At 34.4% G+C, this 25,122-nt stretch carries 24 protein-coding genes and 1 other annotated feature; of the genes, 8 read left to right on the top strand and 16 right to left on the bottom strand.

The features are described 5' to 3' along the window. Position 1: 1 nt before the first annotated feature. The 4 genes from hisC to A9G09_RS09720 form a co-directional block, all read right to left on the bottom strand. Entirely contained in the window at positions 2-1,060 is a 1,059-nt protein-coding gene (gene hisC, locus A9G09_RS09735) for a histidinol-phosphate transaminase (RefSeq protein WP_065634640.1), read from the bottom strand. A 15-nt stretch (positions 1,061-1,075) separates the two neighbouring features. Next, complete coding sequence (hisD, locus tag A9G09_RS09730; RefSeq protein WP_065634639.1) at positions 1,076-2,371, bottom strand: histidinol dehydrogenase; 1,296 nt, start codon at positions 2,369-2,371, stop codon at positions 1,076-1,078. A 4-nt stretch (positions 2,372-2,375) separates the two neighbouring features. Then, complete coding sequence (hisG, locus tag A9G09_RS09725) at positions 2,376-3,275, bottom strand: ATP phosphoribosyltransferase (RefSeq protein ID WP_065634638.1); 900 nt, start codon at positions 3,273-3,275, stop codon at positions 2,376-2,378. Positions 3,276-3,313: 38 nt separating this feature from the next. Next, positions 3,314-3,439 (bottom strand) — a sequence feature (His leader region). A 191-nt stretch (positions 3,440-3,630) separates the two neighbouring features. Continuing rightward, a complete protein-coding gene (locus A9G09_RS09720) occupies positions 3,631-4,023 on the bottom strand; it encodes an Lrp/AsnC family transcriptional regulator (RefSeq protein WP_065634637.1) in 393 nt (130 codons plus the stop codon). Between the two features lie 107 nt (positions 4,024-4,130). Between A9G09_RS09720 and A9G09_RS09715 the strand changes: the two genes are divergently transcribed. Together A9G09_RS09715 and A9G09_RS09710 are read left to right on the top strand one after the other, a co-directional pair. Then, positions 4,131-4,682 (top strand): cysteine hydrolase family protein, encoded by a 552-nt coding sequence (locus tag A9G09_RS09715; protein WP_065634636.1) that lies wholly within the window; start codon positions 4,131-4,133, stop codon positions 4,680-4,682. Positions 4,683-4,855: 173 nt separating this feature from the next. Next, positions 4,856-5,362, top strand: a complete 507-nt coding sequence (locus A9G09_RS09710) for a hypothetical protein (RefSeq protein WP_176700972.1) — start codon at positions 4,856-4,858, stop codon at positions 5,360-5,362. 447 nt (positions 5,363-5,809) lie between these two features. On the opposite strand, the gene A9G09_RS09705 is transcribed toward A9G09_RS09710, so the two are convergent. After that, positions 5,810-6,223, bottom strand: coding sequence for a DoxX family protein (locus tag A9G09_RS09705; RefSeq protein WP_065634634.1), 414 nt, complete (start codon positions 6,221-6,223; stop codon positions 5,810-5,812). A gap of 140 nt (positions 6,224-6,363) precedes the next feature. Between A9G09_RS09705 and A9G09_RS09700 the strand changes: the two genes are divergently transcribed. The 3 genes from A9G09_RS09700 to A9G09_RS09690 all read left to right on the top strand — a co-directional run bounded on the left by A9G09_RS09700 (position 6,364) and on the right by A9G09_RS09690 (position 9,241). Further along, positions 6,364-7,266 carry a LysR family transcriptional regulator gene (locus A9G09_RS09700; protein WP_065634633.1) on the top strand — a complete coding sequence of 301 codons (903 nt, stop codon included), beginning with the start codon at positions 6,364-6,366 and terminating at the stop codon, positions 7,264-7,266. Between the two features lie 109 nt (positions 7,267-7,375). Next, on the top strand, positions 7,376-8,257 hold the full coding sequence (locus A9G09_RS09695; protein ID WP_065634632.1) for a DUF4261 domain-containing protein: 882 nt from the start codon (positions 7,376-7,378) through the stop codon (positions 8,255-8,257). Positions 8,258-8,350: 93 nt separating this feature from the next. Next, entirely contained in the window at positions 8,351-9,241 is an 891-nt protein-coding gene (locus A9G09_RS09690; RefSeq protein ID WP_065634631.1) for a DUF4261 domain-containing protein, read from the top strand. Between the two features lie 133 nt (positions 9,242-9,374). Here the strand turns inward: A9G09_RS09690 and A9G09_RS09685 are convergent, their stop codons facing one another. The 3 genes from A9G09_RS09685 to A9G09_RS09675 all read right to left on the bottom strand — a co-directional run bounded on the left by A9G09_RS09685 (position 9,375) and on the right by A9G09_RS09675 (position 11,941). Then, a complete protein-coding gene (locus A9G09_RS09685) occupies positions 9,375-9,659 on the bottom strand; it encodes a hypothetical protein (RefSeq protein ID WP_065634630.1) in 285 nt (94 codons plus the stop codon). A 233-nt stretch (positions 9,660-9,892) separates the two neighbouring features. Beyond that, the gene (locus A9G09_RS09680; protein WP_065634629.1) at positions 9,893-10,720 is read right to left on the bottom strand and encodes a phosphoenolpyruvate hydrolase family protein; all 828 of its coding nucleotides are present in this window, start codon (positions 10,718-10,720) and stop codon (positions 9,893-9,895) included. A gap of 12 nt (positions 10,721-10,732) precedes the next feature. Next, positions 10,733-11,941: a Tm-1-like ATP-binding domain-containing protein gene (locus tag A9G09_RS09675; protein ID WP_065634628.1), complete on the bottom strand. Its 1,209-nt coding sequence runs from the start codon at positions 11,939-11,941 to the stop codon at positions 10,733-10,735. A 181-nt stretch (positions 11,942-12,122) separates the two neighbouring features. Between A9G09_RS09675 and A9G09_RS09670 the strand changes: the two genes are divergently transcribed. Then, complete coding sequence (locus A9G09_RS09670; RefSeq protein WP_065634627.1) at positions 12,123-12,755, top strand: TetR/AcrR family transcriptional regulator; 633 nt, start codon at positions 12,123-12,125, stop codon at positions 12,753-12,755. 557 nt (positions 12,756-13,312) lie between these two features. Here the strand turns inward: A9G09_RS09670 and A9G09_RS09665 are convergent. Beyond that, on the bottom strand, positions 13,313-13,774 hold the full coding sequence (locus A9G09_RS09665) for a MarR family winged helix-turn-helix transcriptional regulator (protein ID WP_065634626.1): 462 nt from the start codon (positions 13,772-13,774) through the stop codon (positions 13,313-13,315). Positions 13,775-13,777: 3 nt separating this feature from the next. Beyond that, positions 13,778-14,209 (bottom strand): hypothetical protein, encoded by a 432-nt coding sequence (locus tag A9G09_RS09660; protein ID WP_065634625.1) that lies wholly within the window; start codon positions 14,207-14,209, stop codon positions 13,778-13,780. A 764-nt stretch (positions 14,210-14,973) separates the two neighbouring features. Here A9G09_RS09660 and A9G09_RS09655 point away from each other — a divergent pair. After that, positions 14,974-15,303, top strand: a complete 330-nt coding sequence (locus A9G09_RS09655) for a hypothetical protein (RefSeq protein ID WP_065634624.1) — start codon at positions 14,974-14,976, stop codon at positions 15,301-15,303. A 220-nt stretch (positions 15,304-15,523) separates the two neighbouring features. Here the strand turns inward: A9G09_RS09655 and A9G09_RS09650 are convergent, their stop codons facing one another. Then, a complete protein-coding gene (locus A9G09_RS09650) occupies positions 15,524-15,922 on the bottom strand; it encodes a SulA-like leucine-rich domain-containing protein (protein ID WP_065634623.1) in 399 nt (132 codons plus the stop codon). Between the two features lie 105 nt (positions 15,923-16,027). After that, on the bottom strand, positions 16,028-16,405 hold the full coding sequence (gene crcB, locus A9G09_RS09645) for a fluoride efflux transporter CrcB (RefSeq protein WP_065634622.1): 378 nt from the start codon (positions 16,403-16,405) through the stop codon (positions 16,028-16,030). A gap of 463 nt (positions 16,406-16,868) precedes the next feature. Between crcB and A9G09_RS09640 the strand changes: the two genes are divergently transcribed. Then, positions 16,869-17,477: a riboflavin synthase gene (locus A9G09_RS09640; protein WP_065634621.1), complete on the top strand. Its 609-nt coding sequence runs from the start codon at positions 16,869-16,871 to the stop codon at positions 17,475-17,477. Positions 17,478-17,589: 112 nt separating this feature from the next. Here A9G09_RS09640 and mmuM read toward each other — a convergent pair whose 3' ends face one another. From mmuM to mfd, 4 genes are all read right to left on the bottom strand, one after another. Next, entirely contained in the window at positions 17,590-18,531 is a 942-nt protein-coding gene (gene mmuM, locus A9G09_RS09635; RefSeq protein ID WP_065634620.1) for a homocysteine S-methyltransferase, read from the bottom strand. After that, the gene (mmuP, locus tag A9G09_RS09630; RefSeq protein WP_065634619.1) at positions 18,524-19,921 is read right to left on the bottom strand and encodes an S-methylmethionine permease; all 1,398 of its coding nucleotides are present in this window, start codon (positions 19,919-19,921) and stop codon (positions 18,524-18,526) included. The genes mmuM and mmuP overlap by 8 nt, the downstream gene beginning before the upstream one ends. Before the next feature lie 91 nt (positions 19,922-20,012). After that, positions 20,013-21,518: a YdgA family protein gene (locus tag A9G09_RS09625; RefSeq protein WP_065634618.1), complete on the bottom strand. Its 1,506-nt coding sequence runs from the start codon at positions 21,516-21,518 to the stop codon at positions 20,013-20,015. A 36-nt stretch (positions 21,519-21,554) separates the two neighbouring features. Further along, entirely contained in the window at positions 21,555-25,013 is a 3,459-nt protein-coding gene (gene mfd / locus A9G09_RS09620; RefSeq protein ID WP_065634668.1) for a transcription-repair coupling factor, read from the bottom strand. Positions 25,014-25,122 lie beyond the last annotated feature (109 nt).

Here is a 25,122-nt window from a genome sequence, read left to right as displayed (position 1 = left end):
CCTATTTTATCGCTTTGAGTGCTGATATTACAGCTTCACATTCGGCTTGTGTGCCAATAGATATTCGAATAATATTTTTTTGTCCAATGGATTTGCTTTGATCTCGCAAAATGATACCTTGATTCCAAAGGATGTTAAATACATCTTTATCATCTTGGAATTTAACACATAAATAATTAGATCGACTAGGATAAACTTTTTCTACAATCGATAATTGATTCAGTGCGTTTGCAAATTTTTCTTTTTGGTTATTGAGATTGATAACGTGAAGTTTCATGGTATTTATGCCGTCTTTACTTAAAGCTTGAGCGGCAATGTCTGCTACTGGGGTGGCTAACGGATAGGGAGCAATGACCTTTTGTAAAGCATCGATCACCGGTTTATTAGCGATGGTAAACCCGCAGCGTAATCCTGCCAAAGCAAATGCTTTAGATAAAGTCCGTAAAATCACTAAATGTGGATAGGTAGCTAACCATTTGATTACAGAAGATTCAGGTGAAAACTCGATATAAGCCTCATCAATGACAACCAGCGCACGGTCTTTTGCCATATTAAGTAATGATTTAATATCATCAGGATTAATTAAGTTGCCAGTTGGATTATTTGGTGAACAGACATAAATTAATTTTACGCTATCAAGATTTTGTTTAATTGCGTCAAGATCGAGTTGCCAATCTGCTTTAGTAGGGACTGTTTTGGTTTGAATTCCGAGTGTTTCAGCGCTAACTTGATACATACCATAAGTTGGCGGGCAATATAAAATACTATCTTGTTTTGGCTCACAAAATGCTCGCATTAAAAGTTCAATCGCTTCATCTGCCCCTCGACTGACAATTAATTGTTCATTAGTGACTCCTGCATACTGCGCATATCGGCTAATTACCTGTTCAGGTTGTGGTTCTGGATAGCGATTTAAGGTTTGTTCAGTTAATTCAAAATGAGGCGCAACAGGGTATTCGTTAGCGTTAAGCCATACATCACCTTTACCACCAATACGACGGGCGGATTGATATGGGGTCAGTTTTTGCACATTTTTTCTGACTAGTTGATTAATATCCATTGTTTATCCCTAATTTTACTTGGTTGTATTTAGTGTCGCTAATCGTAAACTAACAGCTTGTTTATGAGCGGTAAGCTGCTCTGCTTCTGCCATGAGTTCAACGGCATGACCAATTTCTTTCAATCCTTCTTGAGTGAGTTTTTGCACTGTCATGCGTTTTTGAAAATCAGCCAGTCCAAGGCTTGAGTAAGTTGCTGTGTAACCATAAGTGGGCAGTACGTGGTTGGTACCCGATGCATAATCACCAGCAGATTCAGGCGACCAATCACCTAAAAAGATTGAGCCAGCACTGTTTATTTTATCAACTAAGTCATCTGCATTTCGGGTTTGTATAATTAAGTGTTCTGGCCCATAGCGATTACTAATTGTTACACATTCTTCTAAATCTTTAGTCACAATCAAACGGCTTTCTTGTAAAGCTTTTTGGGCGATCTCATGTCGTGATAATGTACTAAGTTGTTTGTCCACTTCAGTGGATACTGCTTGTGCGATTTTTTCATCAGGGGTAAGCAAAACCACTTGTGAATCCGGGCCATGCTCTGCTTGAGATAATAGATCGGCTGCGATAAAGGCTGGATTAGCCAAACTATCAGCAATAACCAAAACCTCAGAAGGGCCTGCTGGCATATCAATAGCAGCACCATCAAGGCGTTGACTCACTTGGCGTTTAGCTTCGGTCACAAAAGCATTACCGGGTCCAAAAAGTTTATCAACTTTAGGGACTGATTCTGTGCCAAATGCCATTGCCGCGATAGCTTGAGCTCCACCTAATTGATAAATTTCACTTATGCCACAAAGTTCAGCAGCATATAAAATTTCGTCAGCGATTGGGGGGGGTGAACATAAAATTACTTTACGACATCCGGCAATTTTTGCTGGAGTGGCCAACATTAATACCGTTGAAAATAAGGGGGCTGAACCACCTGGGATATATAACCCTACTGAATCAATAGGTCGAGTGACTAGTTGACATTTTATGCCTGGCATCGTTTCAACATTGATGACAGGTTTAACTTGGGCTTGATGGAACTTTTTGATATTTGATACAGCTAACTGCATGGCTTGTTTCAGTTCTTGATTCACTCGAGCAGTTGCCGCTTTTATTTCAGCTTCAGTTAATTTTATTTGTTTAATTTGGACTTTATCAAATTTATTACTAAGTGCTATTAGCGCCTTATCACCGTCTTGTTTTACTTGTTCTAAAATTGTCGTAACGGCTTGACTGATAGTATCTGATGCAGCAATGGCAGGTCGCATGAGTAGTGCTTGCTGTTGTTTATCTGAACATTGTTGCCAATATGAGATTTTCATTTTATTACTCCATCATTTTTTCAATTGGTAATACCAGAATAGAGCTGGCGCCTAATGCTTTTAGTTTTTCCATGGTTTCCCAAAACAGTGACTCACTGCTAACCATGTGCAGCGCAACTCGATTTTGTTCGCCTGTCAGCGGGAGGATTGTTGGATTTTCCGCGCCTGGTAACAGGGCGACAACTTGGTCTAACACTTCAGTTGGAGCATGTAACATTATATATTTTGATTCTCGTGCTTGAATAACACCCTGAATGCGTGTCATTATTTTATCGATTAAGGCTTGTTTGACTTGTGGCATTTCACCTTGTCGCTGAATCAGGCACGCTTTAGATTGGTAAATAATTTCAATTTCTTGTAGACCGTTAGCTTCTAATGTGGCGCCACTAGAGACAAGATCGCAAATCACATCGGCAAGCCCAGCGCGTGGTGCGACTTCGACCGAACCATTTAGCAAGCAAGTTTTAAAGTTGACGTTGTACTGAGATAGATAACGACGTAATAAGTGTGGGTAAGTAGTGGCAATTCGCAAATCATTTAAACATTCAGGACCAGTATAGTCAAAATCACGCGGCGCGGCGATTGATAAACGGCAGCCCCCAAAATCTAAACGACGTAATTTTTTATATTGTGGATTTTCACCTTCTGCTTGACGGTCGAGTACTTCTTCCTCTAAAACGTTTTCACCAACAATACCAATATCTACGACTCCATCAATTACCAAACCAGGTATATCGTCATCACGAACACGTAAAATATCAATTGGCATATTTTCAGCAAAAGCAATTAGACGTTGTTCTTGAAGATTAATTTTAATACCACACTGTGCAAGCAATTTTTTTGACTCATCACTTAAGCGTCCCGATTTCTGCATAGCAATGCGTAAACGTGAATTATCCAACATATTTATTCTCCAACTTAACCAAAATTTATCAACTAAAAACAAAAAAACCCTCGGAAGTTTGATCTTCCGAGGGTTTTCTATTTGCTTTTGCGTTATCACCGGAAGATCAAATGTCTTCCAGCACCTATCGCCCGAAGACTGTTCAGGAATGATGATGGTGATGATGTTTAATAACTAAAGCGCAAAAACAATTCATAAAATAAACCAATAATTTAATTGACTATAAATACTGTTGTACAAAATATAACAGTTTTTGCTTACTGGCAACTGTTTTTTTAGTTTTGATCAAAAAAATCTAAAAAAAATTTACTTTAAGGTCGATTTGACATGTTTAGTGTGAATAAACATGACCATTTTATATAATATTTTTTAGCTGGTGACTGACCTTATAACGACAAAAATATTCTAATTTTTCTAAAAAAGTTGTTAGTGCTTGGGTATCAAAACAACTTTTTATAAAATAACAGCCATCTCCAGTAATTTTATAAAATTCAATTATTTCGTGATAAGATTTAATTAGCTGCTCGAAAGATTCAAATTGATTCGTGTTCATGTAAATAGTGATGAATTGCAGATGTTTGGTTTTTTCTTTGATTGTAAATTTTTCAATGATACCTTTAATTTGTAACTCTACTACTCGTTGACCTACTGCTTGACCAGACAGATAGATTTTTTCACCAATCTCTTTCCAGGATTGTCGACTGTTATTTTTAAGTTCATTTAAAATAGCTCGATCTTTTTTATCCATTTTTTCACGCTGAAAGTTAATTTATCTAAATGCTTTCAATACACTATGTTCGGCAATGACAAATTATCGCATAATTTAGTTGTATAAAACAATGACAGGAGAAAACAGTGAAACAAGGATTAGTAATTATTGATGTACAAAATGACTATTTTCCGCAAGGTAAATTTACATTAGTTGATACTGAACGTGTTTTAAACAACATCTTAACAATACAAAAATATTTTACCGAAAATGGCTTACCCATTTTTTATATTCAACATATTAAATTAGATCCTAATGCAACTTTTTTTGCCAAAGGGAGTCATGGTGCCGAAATTCACCCAGATTTGCTAGCTTCGAGCAATCAATATAAGCAAATTATACAAAAGTCTTATCCAAATAGTTTTTTTCAAACCGATTTACAACAAAAATTACAGCAGCAAAATATTAAACAATTAGTTATTTGTGGCATGATGAGTCATATGTGTATTGACTCCACGACACGTTGTGCCAGCGAATTAGGTTATCAACCAATATTGATTGATGATGCTTGTACTACTCGAGATATTGAGTTCAATGGTGAATTGATACCGGCTAAAACTGTCCACAACAGTTTTATGTCTGCTTTAATGAATTTTGCATCTGTAATGAGTTGTAAAAAGTTTATTCAGATTAGTTAAAGTTATAGAATAAATAATCATTAAATCGATTCTTTTGATGCTTCTATTGAATTTTATTGTTTATTTGCAATGTGATATAATTTAACTATATGAAAATAGGTTATTTGTTATAAGAATTCGTCATGTTGCATCCTTCAGATCATACCGATAGCTATATATTCGTATGGTTATTTATGTTTCCTTTATTTTATTTACCGTATTTAAGTGCTTTTTTGTTTTTTGGGATTAGATATCATTGGTTTGTTAAATATTGTTTAGTCATTTTTATTGGTTTACTTTGCTTTGACTTGTTTGATTATATCTATATGGATATTGGTGTGATGGTATTAGTACTGTTATCCATTTTTACTATTCTTTTTCCGATCACAATTCGATACCATCGTGCTCACAGATTAAATAAATCTAATAACTATAAAGTTGATTTGTATCGTTGTACTCAAGTTGCGACATTAATTATCATTGGCTGGTTATCATATAGTCTATGTTATAGGGAATTTTCGCTTTTATTATTTCCAACGACAGGTATTCTTTTTGTCTTTGCAATTCGATATTATCAATTACATAGAAAAACGTACCAAGGTAAAAAACAAAAATTTTTTGATGTGATCTATTCTATCTTACCGTTTTTGTCTACATGCTTTTGGCCTGTTTATCTGATTATCCCTACTATGATTGAGTAAACTTCTAAATAATGCATGTAAACAAAGTAGCGGTTAGTCTTTTTCTAACGATACGATTTATCGTATTTATCAAGTAGGGTTATGATGCAAAGTTTGGGATAAATTATATCGATGTTTCAACTGTCAATTTTTGTGATTCGCTAACCACAGTAAATCAAAAAAATTATTGTAATAACTTGGTAATATAAGGGGATAAACCTAAGCAATTAAGCTTAAATTGTCCCATGATATTGCCCACAGTAATTGGGCATGAACAACGTGGTAAAGTGATTAAAAAAAGCACATAAAGCACACAAAATTGTTAGCGCTATTATTGAAGAGATGAGCGTAAATTAATTTCCTTAATATTTTCATCTCAACTGTATTAGGAAAGGCAATAAGCTTGTTGCTTAATTTTGCCTTTTCCCCTGTTTTTTCTTATTAACTTTTTAATTTATTGTTTGATTTTTATAGCTGATTGATTAATTTATACCTTTTAGGTAAAAGGCTAAAGCATCCACTACCTAATAGCAATAAACTTAATGCTGTCATTGCCATAAATGCAGGGTATTCAAAGCCGCCACCCGTATTAGTAAACATCCAACCATTTGCTGAATGAATATAAGTAATAACAACCATCTGAATTACGGCTAAAAAGCTGACTAAGCGTGTTAAGATCCCTAACAATAATAAAACACCACTCCCAATTTCAAACAAAATAGTTAAATACCCCACAAAACCAGGAAAACCTAGTGACTCAAAATATTGGGCAGTGCCAGCAGGGGTAAACACAACTAATTTAGTAAAACCATGCGCTAAAAACATGACACCAAGCGTAATGCGTAAAATAAGTGAGGCTAAATCAATTCGATATTGTTTCATTTTATTTTTCCTATATGTTAACAATTATTATCATTTAAATGGTAAGTTCATCATAATAGTTATTTATTTGTAGATAAATAAGCTATTATGTGACTTATTGTCTCATTAAGTGGAACAATTACTTGACTAGGTGAAAATGGATGAATAAATCAAATAAATTTTTGGAGATGACAGTTTTTGTCACCGTTGTTGATTGTAACAGTTTTATTGAAGCAGCGGGTAAATTAAATTTGTCTAAACAAGCGGTATCGCGTTATATTCAAGCTTTAGAAGATCGCCTACAAGTAAGATTATTACAACGTACAACACGTAATATGGTTGTAACTAATGAAGGACAAACCTTTTACTGGCAAGCAAAAGCCATTATTAATGCTACACTAGAAGCAGAAGAAAGTCTGAGTTTAAAGCAAGCTAGCCCACAAGGTATTTTACGCGTTAATGTTCCTGTTAGTTTTGGTGTTTTGCATTTAGCACCATTATGGCAAAAATTTAGCAAAAAATATCCTCAAATCATTTTAGATATCACTCTATCCGATCGCTTTGTTAACTTATTGGAAGAGGGATATGACCTAGCTATTCGAATTGGTAATTTAGACAATTCTTCTTTAATTAGTCGTAAATTAGCTACAACTAAAATGATTGTAGCGGCTTCCCCTGATTATATTGCTCATTATGGCATGCCAATTAATCCAGATGATCTTAAACAACATAAAATTATTATGTACAGTCACTGGGCAAAAAAAGAGCAATGGAATTTTTATCAAAATAATCGCTGTTATTCGGTAAATTTGAGTGCAAATGTCTATTGTAATAATGGCGATACATGCCGACAAATAATACTTCAAGGTGGTGGTATTTCAAAGCAGCCAGACTTCATTATTGGTCAAGATGTTAAAGCCGGCCAGTTAGTTTCGGTTTTAACTAATTATTATGTTGAAGATTATAATATTTATGCAATGTATCCAAGCCGTAAATTATTGCCACTTCGTACTCGTTGCTTAATCGACTTTTTAATCAGTGAGCTTGAACATGTACAGTGGTAAAGTTGTTGTTGAAAAAAATAGATAAATAATATAATGTATACATAAAATGATTAAAGTCATATTTTGTTATAAATAATGTTATAACACAACAATGTATTAGGAAATTTTCATGAGTATTTTGTCTAGACTGTTTACTTTTAAAAAAAGTAATGTAGCGCAATCAGACAGTGTGATCATTGAAAATTCCGCTATAAAAAATCCGCTTTCATTAACTATTTTAGTTGATCGTACTCTCTCTTTTGATTTCAATAAATTAACTCGATCTCTAGGCAAAGTTGATTCTTCAATGAAGAAAGTCAAGTTCCAGTCTTTGCCTTGTGGCAAGGGTGAAGCATTTAATGCTTTAGCGAGTTGGAATCAACATTTAATCAAAGTTGTTGGTTTTGATACGGCTTGCTCTGCTGAGGTAGTAAAGCAAAGTATTGAATTTGCAAAGGATAATCAATATTTAATTGAAACGATTAAAAAACATAATAGTCATATTGTAATTTCTTATCATGGTTATGAAGAAGATCCTATTAAACAATATTTGATTTTAACTCAGTTTGCTAATGGCTTTGAAAATTTCAACATGGTAGCACTACTTAATCTAAAAGCACATCATGTTTTGCCAACTCATGTGTCTAGTGCACTAGTAGAAAGTGATCAGGGTATTGAATTACTCTGTGGATGCTTACCCTTGTTTTTTGTCGGATTTGAAGCCATTAAAGTTGATATTCATACCGGCATATGTATGCGAACTTATGGTGCAAGTCAACTAGGATTACCCGATTTTGCTTCATTTGCTGAAAGTTTTGAGGAACAAGATAAATATCTAAACATCTTTAATAATGTATTACACTACTTGAATCAAACTCATGTAAATATTGCGGCAGGCGATACCATAGAAGATGATCAAGGTAAAAAGATGATCCTGCGTGAACCTTCAGCAGAAGAAGGCTTTTTAAAAGATGGAAGCTCAGTATTTGTAGTGCAATATCCTCAAGAGTAATTATCACATATTGTAATTAAGATATTTGTGATGTTATTTCTATATTTTGATATTGGTATATTCTTTAATTATATATTGTAAAGGTAAATGTATATGAATTTTTTTTCACGTCTCTTGGGTAAAAGAAAACAATTAGGTCAGGTAGGTAATAAGTTAGTGGCCAATCCTGATATTGAAGCTCCGATTTGCCTTAGTGTTGTATTTAAAGGTAAATTAAATATTAATGAAAATGAATTGAAACAAGCGTTATCTAAAATTGATCCTTCTATTAAAGACATCCAGTATGAATCACCATTTGGGCAATTAGATGAGCACCTTTATGCGGTAATTGGCTGGGATAAACACGTTATAAAATTAGTGGGGTTGAATGCTCCTTATCCTACTGATGCGTTAGAGCCTTGTGTTGCACCAGCACATTACGATGAAGATATCAAAGAACAAGTTCGCCATAACGATAGTCATGTATTGTTATATTATAATGGTTATGAGCAAGATGTCCTCGAACAATATTTAGCATTGACGCGTTTAGCGGCGAGTTTTGCACAGTTTAATGCTTTAGCCGTAATTAATGGAGAGGCTCATACTTCTTTACCAATTGAAGGCGTGTGTGAACTAATCACTAGTGAAGATGGCATTGATTTATTATCCACTTCTTTACCAACATTGTTCTGTGGGTTTGTAAAATATCAAGTTGAAAACGTTGACGGTGTTTGGATGCGTACCTATGGTGCCGATGTGTTTGGGTTACCTAACTTGGCGGCATTAGCGAAAAGTAATGATGATTGCGAACACTATTTTTCGTTATTTAGTAATGTGCTCAATTATTTACGTGAAAGTGGTGCAACCATGGTTGCGGGCGATACAATGGAATGTGGCGATGACAAAATGATGTCTCTACGCGCACCAAATGACGATGAATATTTCTTAAAAGATGAAGGTAATGTGCTCGTTGTTGAAATCCATAATAATCGAGTTAATTCTTAATTGAATGACTCACGCATTTGCGATGACATTATCAACGTAATGGTTTTTATCATTTTTAATTTCATTATCTATGATTAAATAAATTAAAAAATCATTATAAATTTATGAAAAATGATATCACTTAGCATTGATATCATTTTTTCATGGTAATGACAATATCGCCAGGACTAAGTCGAATATGTTTGCCATGATATTGGTATTCTATCCATAAATTCGGATTGTTCGATTCACAATCATTCATGATTCGGAATTCACTGTAACCGGTGTGCTGATCCAAAATGGGCAAAATGTTGTCAATATGACCTTGAAAATCATGTTTATCGAGATAAATAATTAACTGTTTTATTAACGCTAACTTTCGATCAAATACAGAATGATGTTTCTGATATGATTCAATAAAATTAAGAATGTCTAGCATTTGCTACCTTTATACGAAGTTAAATCAAGTTATTATGTGTAGTTATACTTGGCCTTTTATCTATTATCAATTATTTTGTCAAATTTGATTAAATCTTTATCTCGATCTTTTGGATACTATGGCTATACGTATTTTATAAAGAATATTGCTTGAGGTATTTAATGTTAAAGTAACGGCTCTAGGATGATTGAGCCGTTCTTTAATAATTTTGTGCAGTTTTTGGCGATTATAGATTAACGACGAATTGCTTTAAATTGCTGGGTGGTCTGTTTTAGAGCAATTTCGGTCGGTAAACGTTCCATTGAGCTTGCACCATAGAATCCATTACAATCTGGACAATTTTGTAAAATATACTCAGCATCTTCAGGGGTTGCAATTGGACCACCATGACATAGTATGATGATATCAGGTCGAATTGCTTTCGCTGCTTTTGCCCATTGATTAATTAGTGGTACACAGTCAGCAAGTTTTAGTGCAGTTTCTGCCCCGATACTTCCGCCGGTTGTTAGTCCCATATGAGGTACTAAAATATCTGCGCCGGCTTTTGCCATATCAATAGCATTTTGTTCACTAAATACATAAGGTGTTGTCAGTAAATCTTTTTGATTTGCTTGACGAATCATCTCAACTTCTAACGCATACCCCATGCCTGTTTCTTCAAGATTTGCCCTAAAGTTACCATCGATCAAACCAACAGTAGGAAAGTTTTGTACTCCCGCAAAACCGGTTTCTTTTAATTTATCTAAAAACTGATCAAATTGACAAAATGGGTCTGTACCATTTACACCAGCTAGCACAGGGGTATTTTTAACTACCGGTAACACTTCTTTTGCCATATCCATAACAATTTCGTTGGCATTACCATAAGCAAGTAAACCTGCTAGCGAGCCACGACCCGCCATACGATAACGACCAGAATTATAGATAACAATGAGATCGATGCCTCCTGCTTCTTCACATTTTGCCGATAATCCTGTACCTGCTCCTCCACCTATGATTGGTTGACCTTTAGCAATCATATCGTGAAATTTTTTTAATAACTGTGCGCGTTTACTTGTCATAATTCTCTCCATTTATTTCATTATTTTTTTAAATTCATTGATAATTAGATCACAAAACTGTGGTGAGTTTATGTGATAAGGAACTTTAATTAATCGTCTTTTTTCAGTGACCATATACGTTTTTTCGAACTCTTCAATAAAGGCTTTATTAGCGTCAGGTGACCAAAACGCACCGCCTTTTATATCTAAGGCTGAAAATCCTTCTTCGGGGATGATAAAGGTGACATATCCTTGGCATTGGTTAAGTTTATTTGCAATCCAATTCGCCATTTGTTGATTTTCTTCTGGTGTAGTTCTCATTAATGTTACTTGCGGATTGTGTGGATAGAACAATCGATTTTGATATTTTTCAGGAATGGTATCAGGGCTTGCAAAATTAACCATATCGAGTGCCCCACAAGATCCAATATAAGGTATTTGGCTTCTAGCTATCGCATCAAAACGATCATCATCGCAAGCCAATACACCGCCAAATAAATAGTCGCATACTTCGGTTGTTGTAATGTCAAGCACGCCATGTAAAAGGTGGCTATCGGCTAATTTTTCCATTGCCTTTCCACCACTACCAGTGGCATGAAAAATTAAGCAATCATATTGATCATGAAGCTGAGCTGAAACAGTTTGTACACATGGCGTTGTCACACCGAACATCGTTAACCCTATCGCTGGTTTATCTTCGACCACTTCTTGCTTTTTAAATAATATTGAACCAGCGATAAAGTTTGCTGCATTGCTTAAAATTTTTCTTGAGATAACGTTTATCCCGGCAATATCAGTAACTGAGTACATCATGGCAATATCACTAGCACCGATATAACCCGAAATGTCACCCGATGCCATGGTTGAAACCATCAATTTAGGTATACCAATTGCTAATGACTGCATAGCCGGTGTGATTAATGCTGTGCCGCCTGAACCGCCCAACCCCAGTATTGCACCAATATCGTTTTGTTTAGATAAAAATAGCTCAAAAGCTTTCGCCATTGCGACAATGGCTTTTCCTCTATCTCCACAAAAAACAGCACCACTACCTTCAGGATGAAAACTAGCAATCAGACTGGCACTGACATCAGCCAGATGATTAAAAGCATGGGGCTGCGTTGATAAGTCGACAATTTTACAGCTTAAATTTTTTTCAGCGAGCAGGTTTTTAATATAAACAATTTCTTCCCCTTTGGTATCAAGTGTCGATACTAAATAAATCATATTGTTAGATGTCATTTATCCCTCCTTTATGGATAAATTAAAATTCGATACTTTGACCTATGGGGTGATAGTCTGCCACATATTATAAATCAAAAATGAGACTTTAGTCTCATTTTTGTTAAATCATAAAATTTATTGAATACCGAAAATTGAAGTATGATATATACATTAAAAATGTAATTAGAAAATTGACCGTATGACTCATAACAGCTTAGCTTCATCACCTAAATATAGCGGTGTGAAAAAACGAACGTTTGATCGTTTAATCAATACTGCACTAAATGCCCTAGAGCAGGGGTGTGAACTGACGATTACTGAACTTGCAGATAAATCGGGCATATCTAGAGCCACAGCTTATCGTTACTTTCCAACTCAAAGCGACTTAATTGCTGCTGTTGTAGAAAGCGCGTTAGAGCCGATCTTTAACTGGCAATCAGATAATCAAGATCCTGACCAACAACTATTGGATTTTTTAGCTTTTGCTTTTCCACAAATGTTAAAACATGAAGGGGCACTTCGTGCAGCGTTAAGAATTTCATTACAACAATGGGCAGCAGAAAGAACGACTTTATCTCAACAGAGTGATAAATTAGTTCGAGGAAATCGAAAAGAAATTTTATCAACTATTCTAAAACCGCTTAAATCTCAAATGCCTGAACAAATCTATAATAATGTTCTGCATGCGATTTCGGTTATTTATGGATCAGAAATATTTTTAGTGCTTAAAGATATCTGGAAACTTGATAATCAGCAGGTAGTATCTTTGTCACAATGGATGGCTAAAGCGGTGATTAACCAGGCTAAACAAGATGCGCTAAAAATTCAATAAACGCAGTATGTTATCTGCTCAACTTTCTAATTAATGGAGCTACATTAAAGTTTATTGAATATGTTGATAATGATATTAATCTACAATAAAAGTGTATTATTAGCGCAAAGTAAAATGATAAAAAATACCTTAGTCTTATCTGCACCTATCAAAGTGAGAACATCAACTTAGCTTAATTAAAACAAACAAGAACGTTAAAAGCTTATTGGAAAACAGATAGTGCTTATTGCCTTATCTTTTTCCAACAATAAAATTGAAAATAGTATTGAGTATGTAATGCTGATTACCTCTAAACTTAAAGTGCTATGATTTATTATCCAGCGTGTTTATATGTAGACCAACCTAAAATAACTAGACGAACTAGGCTTTTATCCGCAAAAATGATAATGACAAGTAAAACGCTAGCACGCTAAAACTGAGTACAGACTATTATTCAATAGTGTTTGATGAAGAAGAGAAAAAAATTAAAAATAAATCTGTGGGATTTGCCTCATCCGGTTGTTGTTTTTTATTAAGTTGTTTAATCGACTATGGCTAACTTGTTATATAGCACAAGTTTAATGATTACCGTCTAACAATTTTGATAGCATTTGATGAAAAATTGCAGTGTTATTGCCCAATACCGAAAAAAATTGATTATCGATCTCTTCTACTAAAGATACTGTTTCATTGGCTTTATCTAAACCACTTTGTGTCAAATTAATACGTTTTGCTCGGCTATCTTTGATTGAGGTGGATCGGTTTACTAACCCTTTTTTTTCTAAATTATCTAAAATTTGCGAAATTGTCATGACATCAATATTGGTTTTGGTCGCTAATATTACTTGGGTTATTTCGTCATCAGATTGGGAAAGATAAGCAAGTGTTGCCAGTACAATAAATTGGGGGTGAGTAATCGCGTATTTTTTTAGACATTGTTTAATTTTGGTCTGCCAGGACGAATAAGTTCGCATAAAGACAAATCCTAATGAGTCAGCGTCTTTTACAAATTGTGTGTGAAACTTATTGTCCTGAATCATCATTTACCTTTCAACTAAATTTTTTAATGCATATGTTTTGTCAATAATATCATCAGACAGTTGTTTTATGAAATGATAAGATGCACTATCCGCTACGTTTTGATTAGGCTTTAATGATATTTCTGATTTTAATGCATATTGATTTGTTGCAATTGACACAATTTGATGTGAAAAATAGAAAACACCCATATCAGGCATCATAAATTGTTCAGTAAATTCTTGATTAACGATAACCTTTGATAAAGTAACGGGCATTTCTGGTGTATTTTGTAATTTAAATATACCTTCTGCACCCGTTTTCATCTCACCGAATAATTTAAAATCCTCCAGATCGGTTTCCCACAATTTTCTTAAAGATAAATCAACATAATATTGCCATACGTGTTCAGGTTTAGCCGTAGTAGGGAGTAAAAACGAGGTTGTAATAGTATTCATAGTGTTCTTCCATGATTTTAATAAGTGTTATTATTATAAGTGTACATATTAAATTAGTAAAGTATATTCTTGGAAATTTTTATTATTAATAACGGTACAATAATTGATTGATTAATTCGTTGAATACCAGCTAGATTTTTGCCGTAGCGATTTATTTATCATTTAGGTTTTAAATCAAATTATCTACGGCATACTCATGTTTGCCTATCTAAACGTGTTATTTTGTTAATTAAGGCTTTTATAATGTAAATTAAATGGTTTTTATGGTGGAAAACTCTTGTAAAGAGTAATGGTTAAAAAAATGGTTAACATTTGATTTTAAATGTTTTATAGGTAGATTGCACGATAAGTGTCATGCATGTCATTATCCATTCTATTTAATAAACAGTACTAAATAGCTGACAAGTATTGATTAATAGTTTTGGTTTTTAGCACTTTTATCGTAGAATGCCCAGCAATATTTTAACTATATATACCTAGTGATGAATCTAATTATGTTAAGCATTCATTATGCTAGTTAGACTTTCACTTTATCAAATCAGATTTGCTTTTAAACTTAGTAATTCGTAATAAAATTGTTTTATTGATCAAATAAGACAAATATTAAGCTCATCAAAATCGTTGATCTTTGCTTAGTATTTGAAAGCAATACATTTTAAATAGTACTTTAATATCAGTTGTAGATTATCCCTATTAATTTTATGTTCAACGTGAACTAAAAATGTTAATTGTCAATTTTTTTGAAATATCCTAGGAGATAAGCAATGAGAGAGGATAGTAGTATCTATAATGGTATAAGCCAAATTTTACTTAATGTCGCGCCAATAGAAGCGAAAAAAGTGATTATGAAAGCTAAATTCTTATCAAATGATCAGAGTTGCCATTATGAATATGATTATATCAACGATCTTAATGAAAGAAATTGGTTTACGACCCCAAGATATGTGAATCTAGGAATATTAAGTTATCTAATCAAATTAAGGCAATTTCATCTCGATAATAATTTAACTAACGGTAAGACAATATGGACAGGATGTGAATTGATGATTGATTTAGATAAAAATAGAGTAAATATTAATTTTATGTACGATTAAATGACCAAGCAACTAAAAAGATCCCAAAAAAAGATCTTTTTAGTTGTTTAAACTCACCCTTGTATGATGTTAACGCTATATTTATTGATTTAACTTTGTTTGCATAAAATAAATATTCGCAGTTAACTATGAATTTTCTTCAAACTTGTCATTAAACAGCTAATAGTAAACTTGGTAATTTAATGACCAAATAAGGTTACACCGGTTAAACTCAAAATGATTAATGATATTGTATCTGCTGCTGATATTGTTGATCATTAACTAATAATAAGCATGTATCACTTTCTGAAACAGCTTTTTGTAAGCGCTGTTTATCTTGTTCATTCAAATTATGAATACAAGCAGCAATATAGCTACAAGTTTTGCTTTGCAGGGCTTTTTCGATAGTTGCAATTAAATTTTCATTTTTCAAATTTGCTAATTGAATTACTTTTTGTTTATCAAGCCCAGCTGTATTAAACCATGAACGTTTTAACATCGGTCTATCTGAAAGCCATAATTGCCATTTTTTGGCTTTATTTAATGATTTTAATAAAGATTGCTGTTGTTGTAATAATTGTTGAAAAGGTGATTCAAAATCAACCGCAATAAGTTGTGGAGTTGAATGTTCAATAAACATAATAACCTCTAAACTGTATTTATATACAGTGTATATTAATACAGTATTTTGCGGTTGTAAACTCTGTTTGATGATTCTTTTAAGGTAAATTTATTAAAATACAAATCAAGAACGAAAATATTGATAAGACAAAATACCTAAAAAAGTCATTAATATTGAACCAATAACGTGAACAGCAATGGTTGTTAGTGCCCAAGTTATTTTACCTTCTTGTATAAAGTTAACTATTTCGGCTGAAAATGTTGAAAAGGTCGATAAACCACCACAAAAACCAGTAATAACCAGTAGTCGCCATTCTGCTGAAAGATGACTATGCGTAAAAAAAGCAATAGCAAAACCGATAACGTAACCAGCAATCAGATTAGACAATAAGGTACCAATAGGAATGGCAAAGGCAATCACATTTAATTTTAATGATAAAAACCATCTCAATAATCCTCCAGCCACAGAACCAACTGAAATAGCTAAAATAAGTTTTAACATATAAATATCCTTACAAATTCGATAGTTTTATTTAATGATGCTTTATCTGTTTTGTTGACAATAGTGATTAACTATAACCGAGATCATAACAAAATGTATACCACGGGTTATAATCTTATTATTAGCTAAGCAATAAAATTATATGAGACTTTATTTCGATGATTTAATAATCTTCAGGACCAATAATTCAATGACAATTAAGGCAAATAGCTGTCTATAAATAAGCTTTATTTTATTTTCATAGTATTACTATCCTATTTAGCCAATTTATTACTATTTTCAGTCAAAAATATGCAATTAAGCTTGTTTTTATACCATAAATGACGCATGGATTAGTGACAAAATATTTAAACATATTATTTTATAGGGCTTTCGAACTCGGTTAACTATGCTAATTCTAGCTAATTTTGTACTAAATAAGTTAAAATAATAACGAATAACCGTTTTTTATTAAGGATACATTATGTTTACAGGAATTGTGCAAGGTGTGGGGCAAATTATTGATATTATCGATCACGATAAACTACGCACTTATAAAGTAAAATTGCCTGATGAGCTAAATCACACTTTGAAAATTGGCGCGTCTATTGCCAATGATGGTTGTTGCTTAACTGTGACCGGTTTTGAACAAGATTGGGTGTCATTTGACATTATGCAAGAAACCTTAGCACTTACCACATTGGGCGCTAAAAAAATTAATGATTACGTTAATATTGAGCGTAGTGCAAAATATGGTGATGAAATAGGAGGGCATGTTATGTCCGGACATATTTCTTGCGTAGCAACCATTACCGATATTCAAAAAACAGCAACTAATTGTCAAATGACTTTAGCTATGCCAGCCCAATTTATGAAATATGTGCTCTATAAAGGATTTATTGGTGTTGATGGTGCCAGCTTAACTGTTGGTGATATACAGCAAAATTGTTTTAATTTACATCTTATTCCTGAAACATTAGCAATCACCACGTTAGATAGCAAAAAAATAGGTGATCATGTCAATATTGAAATAGATTCGCAAACACAAGCAATTGTTGATACCGTCGAACGAGTTCTAGCGGCAAGAACTTAAAACTAAGCCCATTTATTGTTGATATAAACCCATCAAATCCCTATTGATGGGCGATAAAACTTTACAATATTCATCTATCACATTTATCAATAGGTTTTATAAGCTTAATGGTTTATTGATGATTTAATAACGCTGTTATTTCTACAATATCCTTTGGTGTGGTTTGGCAACATCCACCGATTAATTTTGCACCGAGTTTTGTCCATATATCAATTTGATTTGCAAAGTTACAGCAATGTTGATGGTTTTTATGCCATTGCTTGGTGTTAGGATCGTATTGTTCACCAGAATTAGGGTAAACAATAATAGGCTTAGTTGTAAGCTTACTCATTACCGCTAATGCTGGTGTGACTTTTTCTAACGCGATGCAATTAATGCCAACACTCACAATCTGATCGACGTTATTTAAATAGTTAATCACCTTTGATATAGGAGTACCATCACTTAAATGATTTTCATCTTTTAACGTTAAAGAAAACCAACAAGTTATAGTTGGGAATTGTGCAATAAGCTTGGTTAACGCTTGAATTTCAGGAAAAGAGGGTAACGTTTCACAAGCAAGAATATCGACTTTAGCCTCAATTAACGCTTTAATTCGCTCAAAATGGAATTGAATAAATTGCTGTTCAGTTAGTTGATAATCGCCGGTATATTCTGAACCATCCGCCAAATAAGCACCATAAGGGCCGACTGAGCCTGCAATTAGCAGTGGCTTATTATCAGTTAGCTCATTTAAATAACGTTGTTTGGCTTGCTTAGCAAGTTCAACACTTGTTTTGATTAAGGCTATGGACTGTTTTAAATCAAGGCCTTTTTTTGCAAACCCGAGCGGAGTAGCTTGATAACTCGCCGTGATAGCACAATCAGCGCCAGCTTTAAAATATTCATAATGGACTTGACTGATTAATTCGGGTTGCTCAATGAGCACTTTAGCAGACCACAAACTATCATTTAAATCACAACCACGGCGTTGTAGTTCGCTGGCAAGCGCACCATCAATAACAATATATTTTTTCTGCTTTAACAAAGCAGCTATTGGATTACAACTATTCATTGGTATGACTCTTTTTTTGATATTTTTCAGTGAAATGATGCGCAATAAAACAAACAATAACAAAAGGAATACCACAATATAATGCAATACGTTGCTCTGGATCGAAGGCGAGCCCCACACAGGCAATTAAGCATAATATAAAACCTAATATAGGCACAATTGGGTATAGTGGGGCTTTATATTTTAATGTTTTTAGCTCGGCGGCTGAAAGTTGTTTTCTAAAAAAGTAGTGTGAAGCACAAATGCTTAACCACACTGCAACTACAGCAAATCCGGAAATAGCAGTTAGTGCAACAAATACCGTATCGGGCGCAATAACACTTGAAAATAGTGCTAACAGCCCACCTAGCATACTGACGGCGATAGCAATAGTTGGAATACCTTTACGGGTTAATTTGCTAAAGCATTTTGGCAAGGTACCTTGATTTGAAAGTGACCAAAGCATACGTCCCGATGCATAAAGCCCAGAGTTTGCTGCTGACAAAATTGCGGTTAAGATAACAAAATTAAAGAGATCAGCTGCATAAGGTAAACCAATATTTTCAAATACCATAACGAATGGACTTTTAATTACGCCAGCTTGATCCATTGGTAATAATGCGGCTAACACAAAAATAGTGCCGACAAAAAAGATAATCAATCTTAAAATTGTGGTTTTAATTGCTAACGGTATGCTCTTTTCAGGATTATGCGTTTCGCCAGCGGCAATGCCTATTAATTCGGTGCCAGAAAAAGCAAAATTAACTGAAACCATTGTCATAATAATCGGAATAATTCCATTTGGAAACCAGCCATTATCAGTTATATTATGTAAAAAAGGCGCTGGCATGTCGTTTTTCATTGGAATAAAACCAAATATTGCAGCTGAGCCAGCAATAATAAAGATAATAATGGTGACCACTTTAATTATTGAAAACCAAAATTCACTCTCCGCAAAAAATTGAGCAGTAATAATATTTAGAGCAAAAATCACGACACAAAAAATTAGACACCAAATCCAAACCGAAACATTAGGAAACCAATACTGCATACATAGGCCAGCAGCAGTAAAGCTAGAACCTAATGCTACAGTCCAAGTTAACCAATAAAGCCAAGCAACAGTGTAGCCTGTGCCAGGACTGATAAATCGCGACGCATAAGTATGAAATGCGCCTGTTTCGGGCATGGCAACAGCCAGTTCGCCAAGACATAGCATGACTAAATAAACAACTAAAGCACCAATTAAATAGGCGATGATTGCGCCAACTGCGCCGGCTGTTGCGATAATATAACCTGTATTAAAAAATAACCCTGTACCAATCACGCCACCTAGCGATAGCATTATTAAATGCCGAGTTTTCATGGTACGTTTAAATTGATTTTCATTGTGAGAAGGGGAGTTTGTGTTCATAACCTGTTTTTACTTAATGATTTAAAAAACATTGCGCCAGAATTGACCGGCGCAATAGCTTATCTGTTATCAGATTTTATGTGATAGGTAATTATAGATTATTTAAAAATTCATCTTTAGCAATTGCTTTACCATTCACTAAAACCTCATCTTTATCTTTAGAAAAATCTATGTCAGAGAATACGCCTTTGATGTTGTCTTTATTAAATACGAATGAATCAGAACCACTTAAGAACATTTTTGCCATGATTTGAACTGTTTGGTTGGCTTTAGATAGTTGATCTGGCGTGACTTCGTTGCTTTTCGGGTTATCCATTTGTGCAGCAAAACGGGCCATGACATCAAATGGTGCATATAGGCTAAATTGCAATGCATTAATATTATCAATATCGCTGATGGTTAAATCATCACTGTCAACACCAGAAATATCAATATTTGCGGTCATATTTATGTCGCCACTAGCATTGTGAAAATTAAACTTATTCAACGTTACTTTAGTATTAGCTGGATTGCTAGAAGCGTCACTATTATAATTATATAAGCCATTTATATTTGAAAAAATAAATCTTTTATCAACACCTTTAAAATCCAGATCTAAAAGGGTTGAGCCTAAGTTTTGTTGACCAAAAATGATAGAACCAATTGTTGATTTTGTTGAACCATCGACAGTATTGGTTGAGTTAACTGAGGATTTTTGCTTCAAATCAAATTTTTGCAGTTCAACTTGTGACATTAAATTTGAATATTTGTCAGTTGGTATAAAGGTAAATTTATCAAACGTTGTTTCGATATCCATATTAACATCATTCGAATCAATGACACCTTTGCTATTAACATTACTGACTTCAACATTGCCCTGTATATCAAAATCATCCATAATAGTTTTAAAGTTATCAAAGCTAATCTCGTAATTTATCTTGCCTTTCTCACTATTTGGCTGTGCTGATAATTTTAATTTATTTAGTGAAATTGAATTATTATCATTTAATTGATAAACAAATTTGTCTAAATTAGCCGTACTTTTAATGCTTGATGCATCACTATTACTTTCAAATGTGTAGTTTCCTTCAGAAATATCGAGTTTACCGTCAAGCCCATCCCATTGAGCATTGGTCATGGTAATGGCTTTATTGGCCAATGCAACAGTCAAATATTGACCATAACTTACACCAGCATGCCCTGTAATAAGTGGCTTGTCACCAGCAAGTTTCCAAAGTTCAGGGTAGGCCTGTTCGGTCATTGTATAATCTATCCAAGCCATCTGTGGTGTTAAACAACCTTTGCTTAGCGCGGCAATTGGGAATGGACCATGATGGATGGTAATATCATCATTAAATAAATTGATGCTATCATTAGGGGAATCGATAGGCGATAGGGTAATGGTTAAATGCATTTTAGTTGAAAAAATATGCTTTTCATAATTGCTGTAAGCAAATTTCACGGTAAAATCATCTTGATATTTATTGGCAATTTCTGTTATTTGTTCTAACTTACTATCGATGTCTCTTTCAATGATATTACCTGTATACCATGCTGTGCCAACGTATCCAATTCCTAATATTGCAATAATACCAACTGCCAGTGTGCTTTTTTTCATTATATTTCTCTTTTAAATTAATGATGAATTATGTTGTTAAGCTTGATGTTTAGCAAAATCAACCAATAAATTTTTAATATATTCAATACGTTCAAGACGTTGTAATTCTGATTTCAACAATTTTAATCGATTTGTGCCCTCTAGGCGATAATTTTTTGGCTCTTTTTGAATCATTTCTATTAAATAATCGACCGAAATTTTATTGTTAGGGCCAAACTCGATGAAACCGCCTTTTTCACCCAATTCAATTTTAGTAATGCCAAGCTGGCTTGCATGATGACGAATTTTAGTAATGTCTAATAAAAACAAAACAGCATCGGGTAATTGACCAAAGCGATCGCGCATTTCCACTTGAATATCGGTTAATTCATCTAAATCATCGACACTTGCGATGCGTTTATACAGAGATAGACGTGTGTTAACATCGGGAATAAAATCATCAGGAATTAATGTTGGTAAGCGTAATTCTATCTCGGTTTGTTGATTATTCAGTAAAGATTCGAGTGTTGGTTCTTTACCTTCTTTTAATGATTTAACGGCATCTTCAAGCAATTCGATATACAAATTAAAGCCAATGGTTTCAATTTGCCCACTTTGATCACTGCCGAGCAATTCACCGGCACCACGAATCTCAAGATCGTGCGTTGCGAGGGCAAAACCTGCACCTAAATCTTCTAATGTGGCGATAGCGTCAAGCCGTTTTTTAGCATCTTTACTTAGTAATTTAGGGTGCGGCGTTAACAGATAAGCGTAAGCTTGATGGTAAGAACGTCCAACGCGTCCGCGCAGTTGGTGTAATTGTGCCAGACCAAATTTATCTGCACGTTCAATGATAATGGTATTGGCGTTAGGAATATCAATACCTGTTTCGACAATAGTTGTGCAGACTAGAAGATTAAATCGTTGATGATGAAAATCATTCATTATTCTTTCAAGATCGCGTTCATGCATTTGTCCATGACCAATTGCAATTCGGGCTTCCGGTACCAGTTCGGCTAGTTTTTCAGCGACTGCTTCGATATCTGATACATCATTATGTAAATAGTAGATCTGACCACCACGTAAAATTTCTCGTAAAATGGCTTCACGAATAACTAAATCGTCGTATTCCCGGACAAACGTTTTTACAGCTAAACGGCGAGCTGGTGGCGTTGCAATAATCGAGAGATCGCGCATACCACTCATTGCCATGTTAAGCGTTCTAGGAATTGGCGTTGCAGTCAATGTTAAAATATCAATATTGGCACGCATAGCCTTGATCCGCTCTTTTTGTCGAACCCCAAACCGATGTTCTTCATCAACAATAAGTAAGCCTAAATCTTTCCATTTAACGTCTTCTTGCAGTAATTTATGTGTACCGATGACAATATCTACTTTGCCTTCAGCAAGTGCTTGAATTACTGCTTGTTGCTGTTTTGCTGTTTTAAAGCGGGATAAACTTTCAATACGTATTGGCCAATTGGCAAAACGATCGCAAAAATTTTCATAGTGTTGCTGTGCTAATAGCGTTGTAGGTACTAAAACTGCGGCTTGTTTATGATTAATTACCGCTAAAAAAGCCGCTCGAATGGCAACTTCGGTTTTGCCAAATCCTACATCCCCACATACCAATCTGTCCATAGCATAAGGGGAGCACATATCACCAATAACAGCACCAATGGCATTTTGTTGATCTTCCGTTTCTTGATAAGGAAAAGCTTCACAAAAGAGTTTGTATTGTTCACGATCTTGTTTAAATTCAAAACCAGGTTTGCTTTCACGCTCAGCATAGATATCGAGTAATTCAGCTGCCACATCGCGGACTTTTTCAGCCGCTTTTTGCCGTGCTTTACTCCACGCATCGGTACCCAGTTTATTTAAGGGCGCATTTTCTTCATCGCCACCTGAATAACGACTAATTAGGTTCAGCGATGAAACAGGTACATAAAGTTTAGTCTCGTTAGCATAGAGTAAAATAAGATATTCTGCTGTAATACCACCCGTTTCAAGTGTGGTTAATCCTGCATATCGTCCAACCCCATGTTCTAAATGTACTACTGGTTTACCCGGTGTTAATTCAGCTAAACTACGAATTAAAGAATCAGTATTAATTGATTGTTTTGACTCTTTTTTACGGCGGATGATTCGTCGTCCTAGCAATTCGTTTTCTGTGATAAACGCAAAATTGTGCTGTAAATCTATAAATCCTTGTTCGCTTGCGCCAATGATGACAAAAAAGCGATTATCGATATTGTCTAGTTGATCTAATTGGGTAATTGTTGTGGGATAAATACGTAGCCGGCCAAGTATTTCTTGAAGCGCTTCTTTACGTCCTTCTGATTCGACTGAAAAAATAATTTTACCCGCAAATTGCTGACTAAATTGTTCAAAATGAAAATAAGGATCTTTATGTTGAATTTGTATTGCAACATCAGGCAATGCACTAAAAGGTAAGTTAATATTTTTAGTTGATTGATTAACGGCTTCGTTTGCTACAATAAGTCGCGGATAATGTTTAAATTGCGCAAATATTTCATCGGTTTTAGACCAAATAACCGAGGGTGATAATAGTGGACGCATTGGATCAACTTGGCGACTTTCGTATCGCTGATTAATGTCTTGCCAATATTTATTGGCAAACTGTTCAATATTTGCCGTATTAATGATCAAAGTATTATCTAAAAAATATGAAAACAGCGGCACCAACGGCTCATTAAAGAATAACGCTTGCCAATATTCAATACCTGTTGGTAGGATGTTTTTACTGACTTGCTGATAAATGCTTTCTGGCTCTAATCTTACTGCAAATTGTTCACGCCATTGACTACGAAATAGCTCAATAGCTGCTTTATCAAATGGAAATTCATGTGCAGGTAACAGTTGAATTTGCTCAATTTCTTCAAAAGTGCGTTGGCTTTCAACATCAAAAGTTCGAATGCTATCAATTTCATCATCAAAAAAATCAATACGATAAGGTTTATCACTGCCCATTGGAAAAATATCAAATAATGCACCTCGTGTGGCATATTCACCATGTTCCATTACTTGACTTACTGAGCGATACCCCGCATTTTCTAATTGTAAACGTAGGTGTTCACGGCTTATCTGTAGACCTTTTTTCATCATGAATACATGCCCACCTAAAAAGCTTTGCGGGCAAACTTTTTGCATTAATGTATTAATTGGTAAGATCAGAGCACCTTTGGTTAAATGACCAAGGTGATATAAGCAAGATAAGCGTGCCGATACAATGTCTTGATGTGGGGAAAAACTGTCATAAGGTAAGGTTTCCCAATCTGGGAAAAAAATAGACGGAAAGGGCGAAAATTGTTTTAGTTCTTCGTGTATGCGTGAGGTTTGTTGCATATCATCGGTAATAATCACCACTAATCCGTTATGAGCTTGAATTGCTTGCGCACAAAATAGTGATAAAGCTGAGCCAACTAGTTGACCACAGTGTTTTATTTCCCCAGGCTTTTGTGGAATAAGTGTTGATATATTGATTGTTTTAGGCATAGGAATTTTTTTTGATATCAAAAAAAGTTATCGAAAGATTATAGCGTAATTACGTGGTTGTTTTCTATAATTGTTTAATCCTGTATGATAAGCAAATTCTATTTAACGA

The sequence above is a fragment of the Gilliamella sp. wkB292 genome (assembly GCF_001690235.1).
In the GTDB taxonomy this organism is placed as follows: domain Bacteria; phylum Pseudomonadota; class Gammaproteobacteria; order Enterobacterales; family Orbaceae; genus Gilliamella; species Gilliamella apicola_F.
The sequence above is the reverse complement of the archived record's forward strand: the minus strand, read 5'-3'. Positions and strand labels throughout refer to the sequence as shown.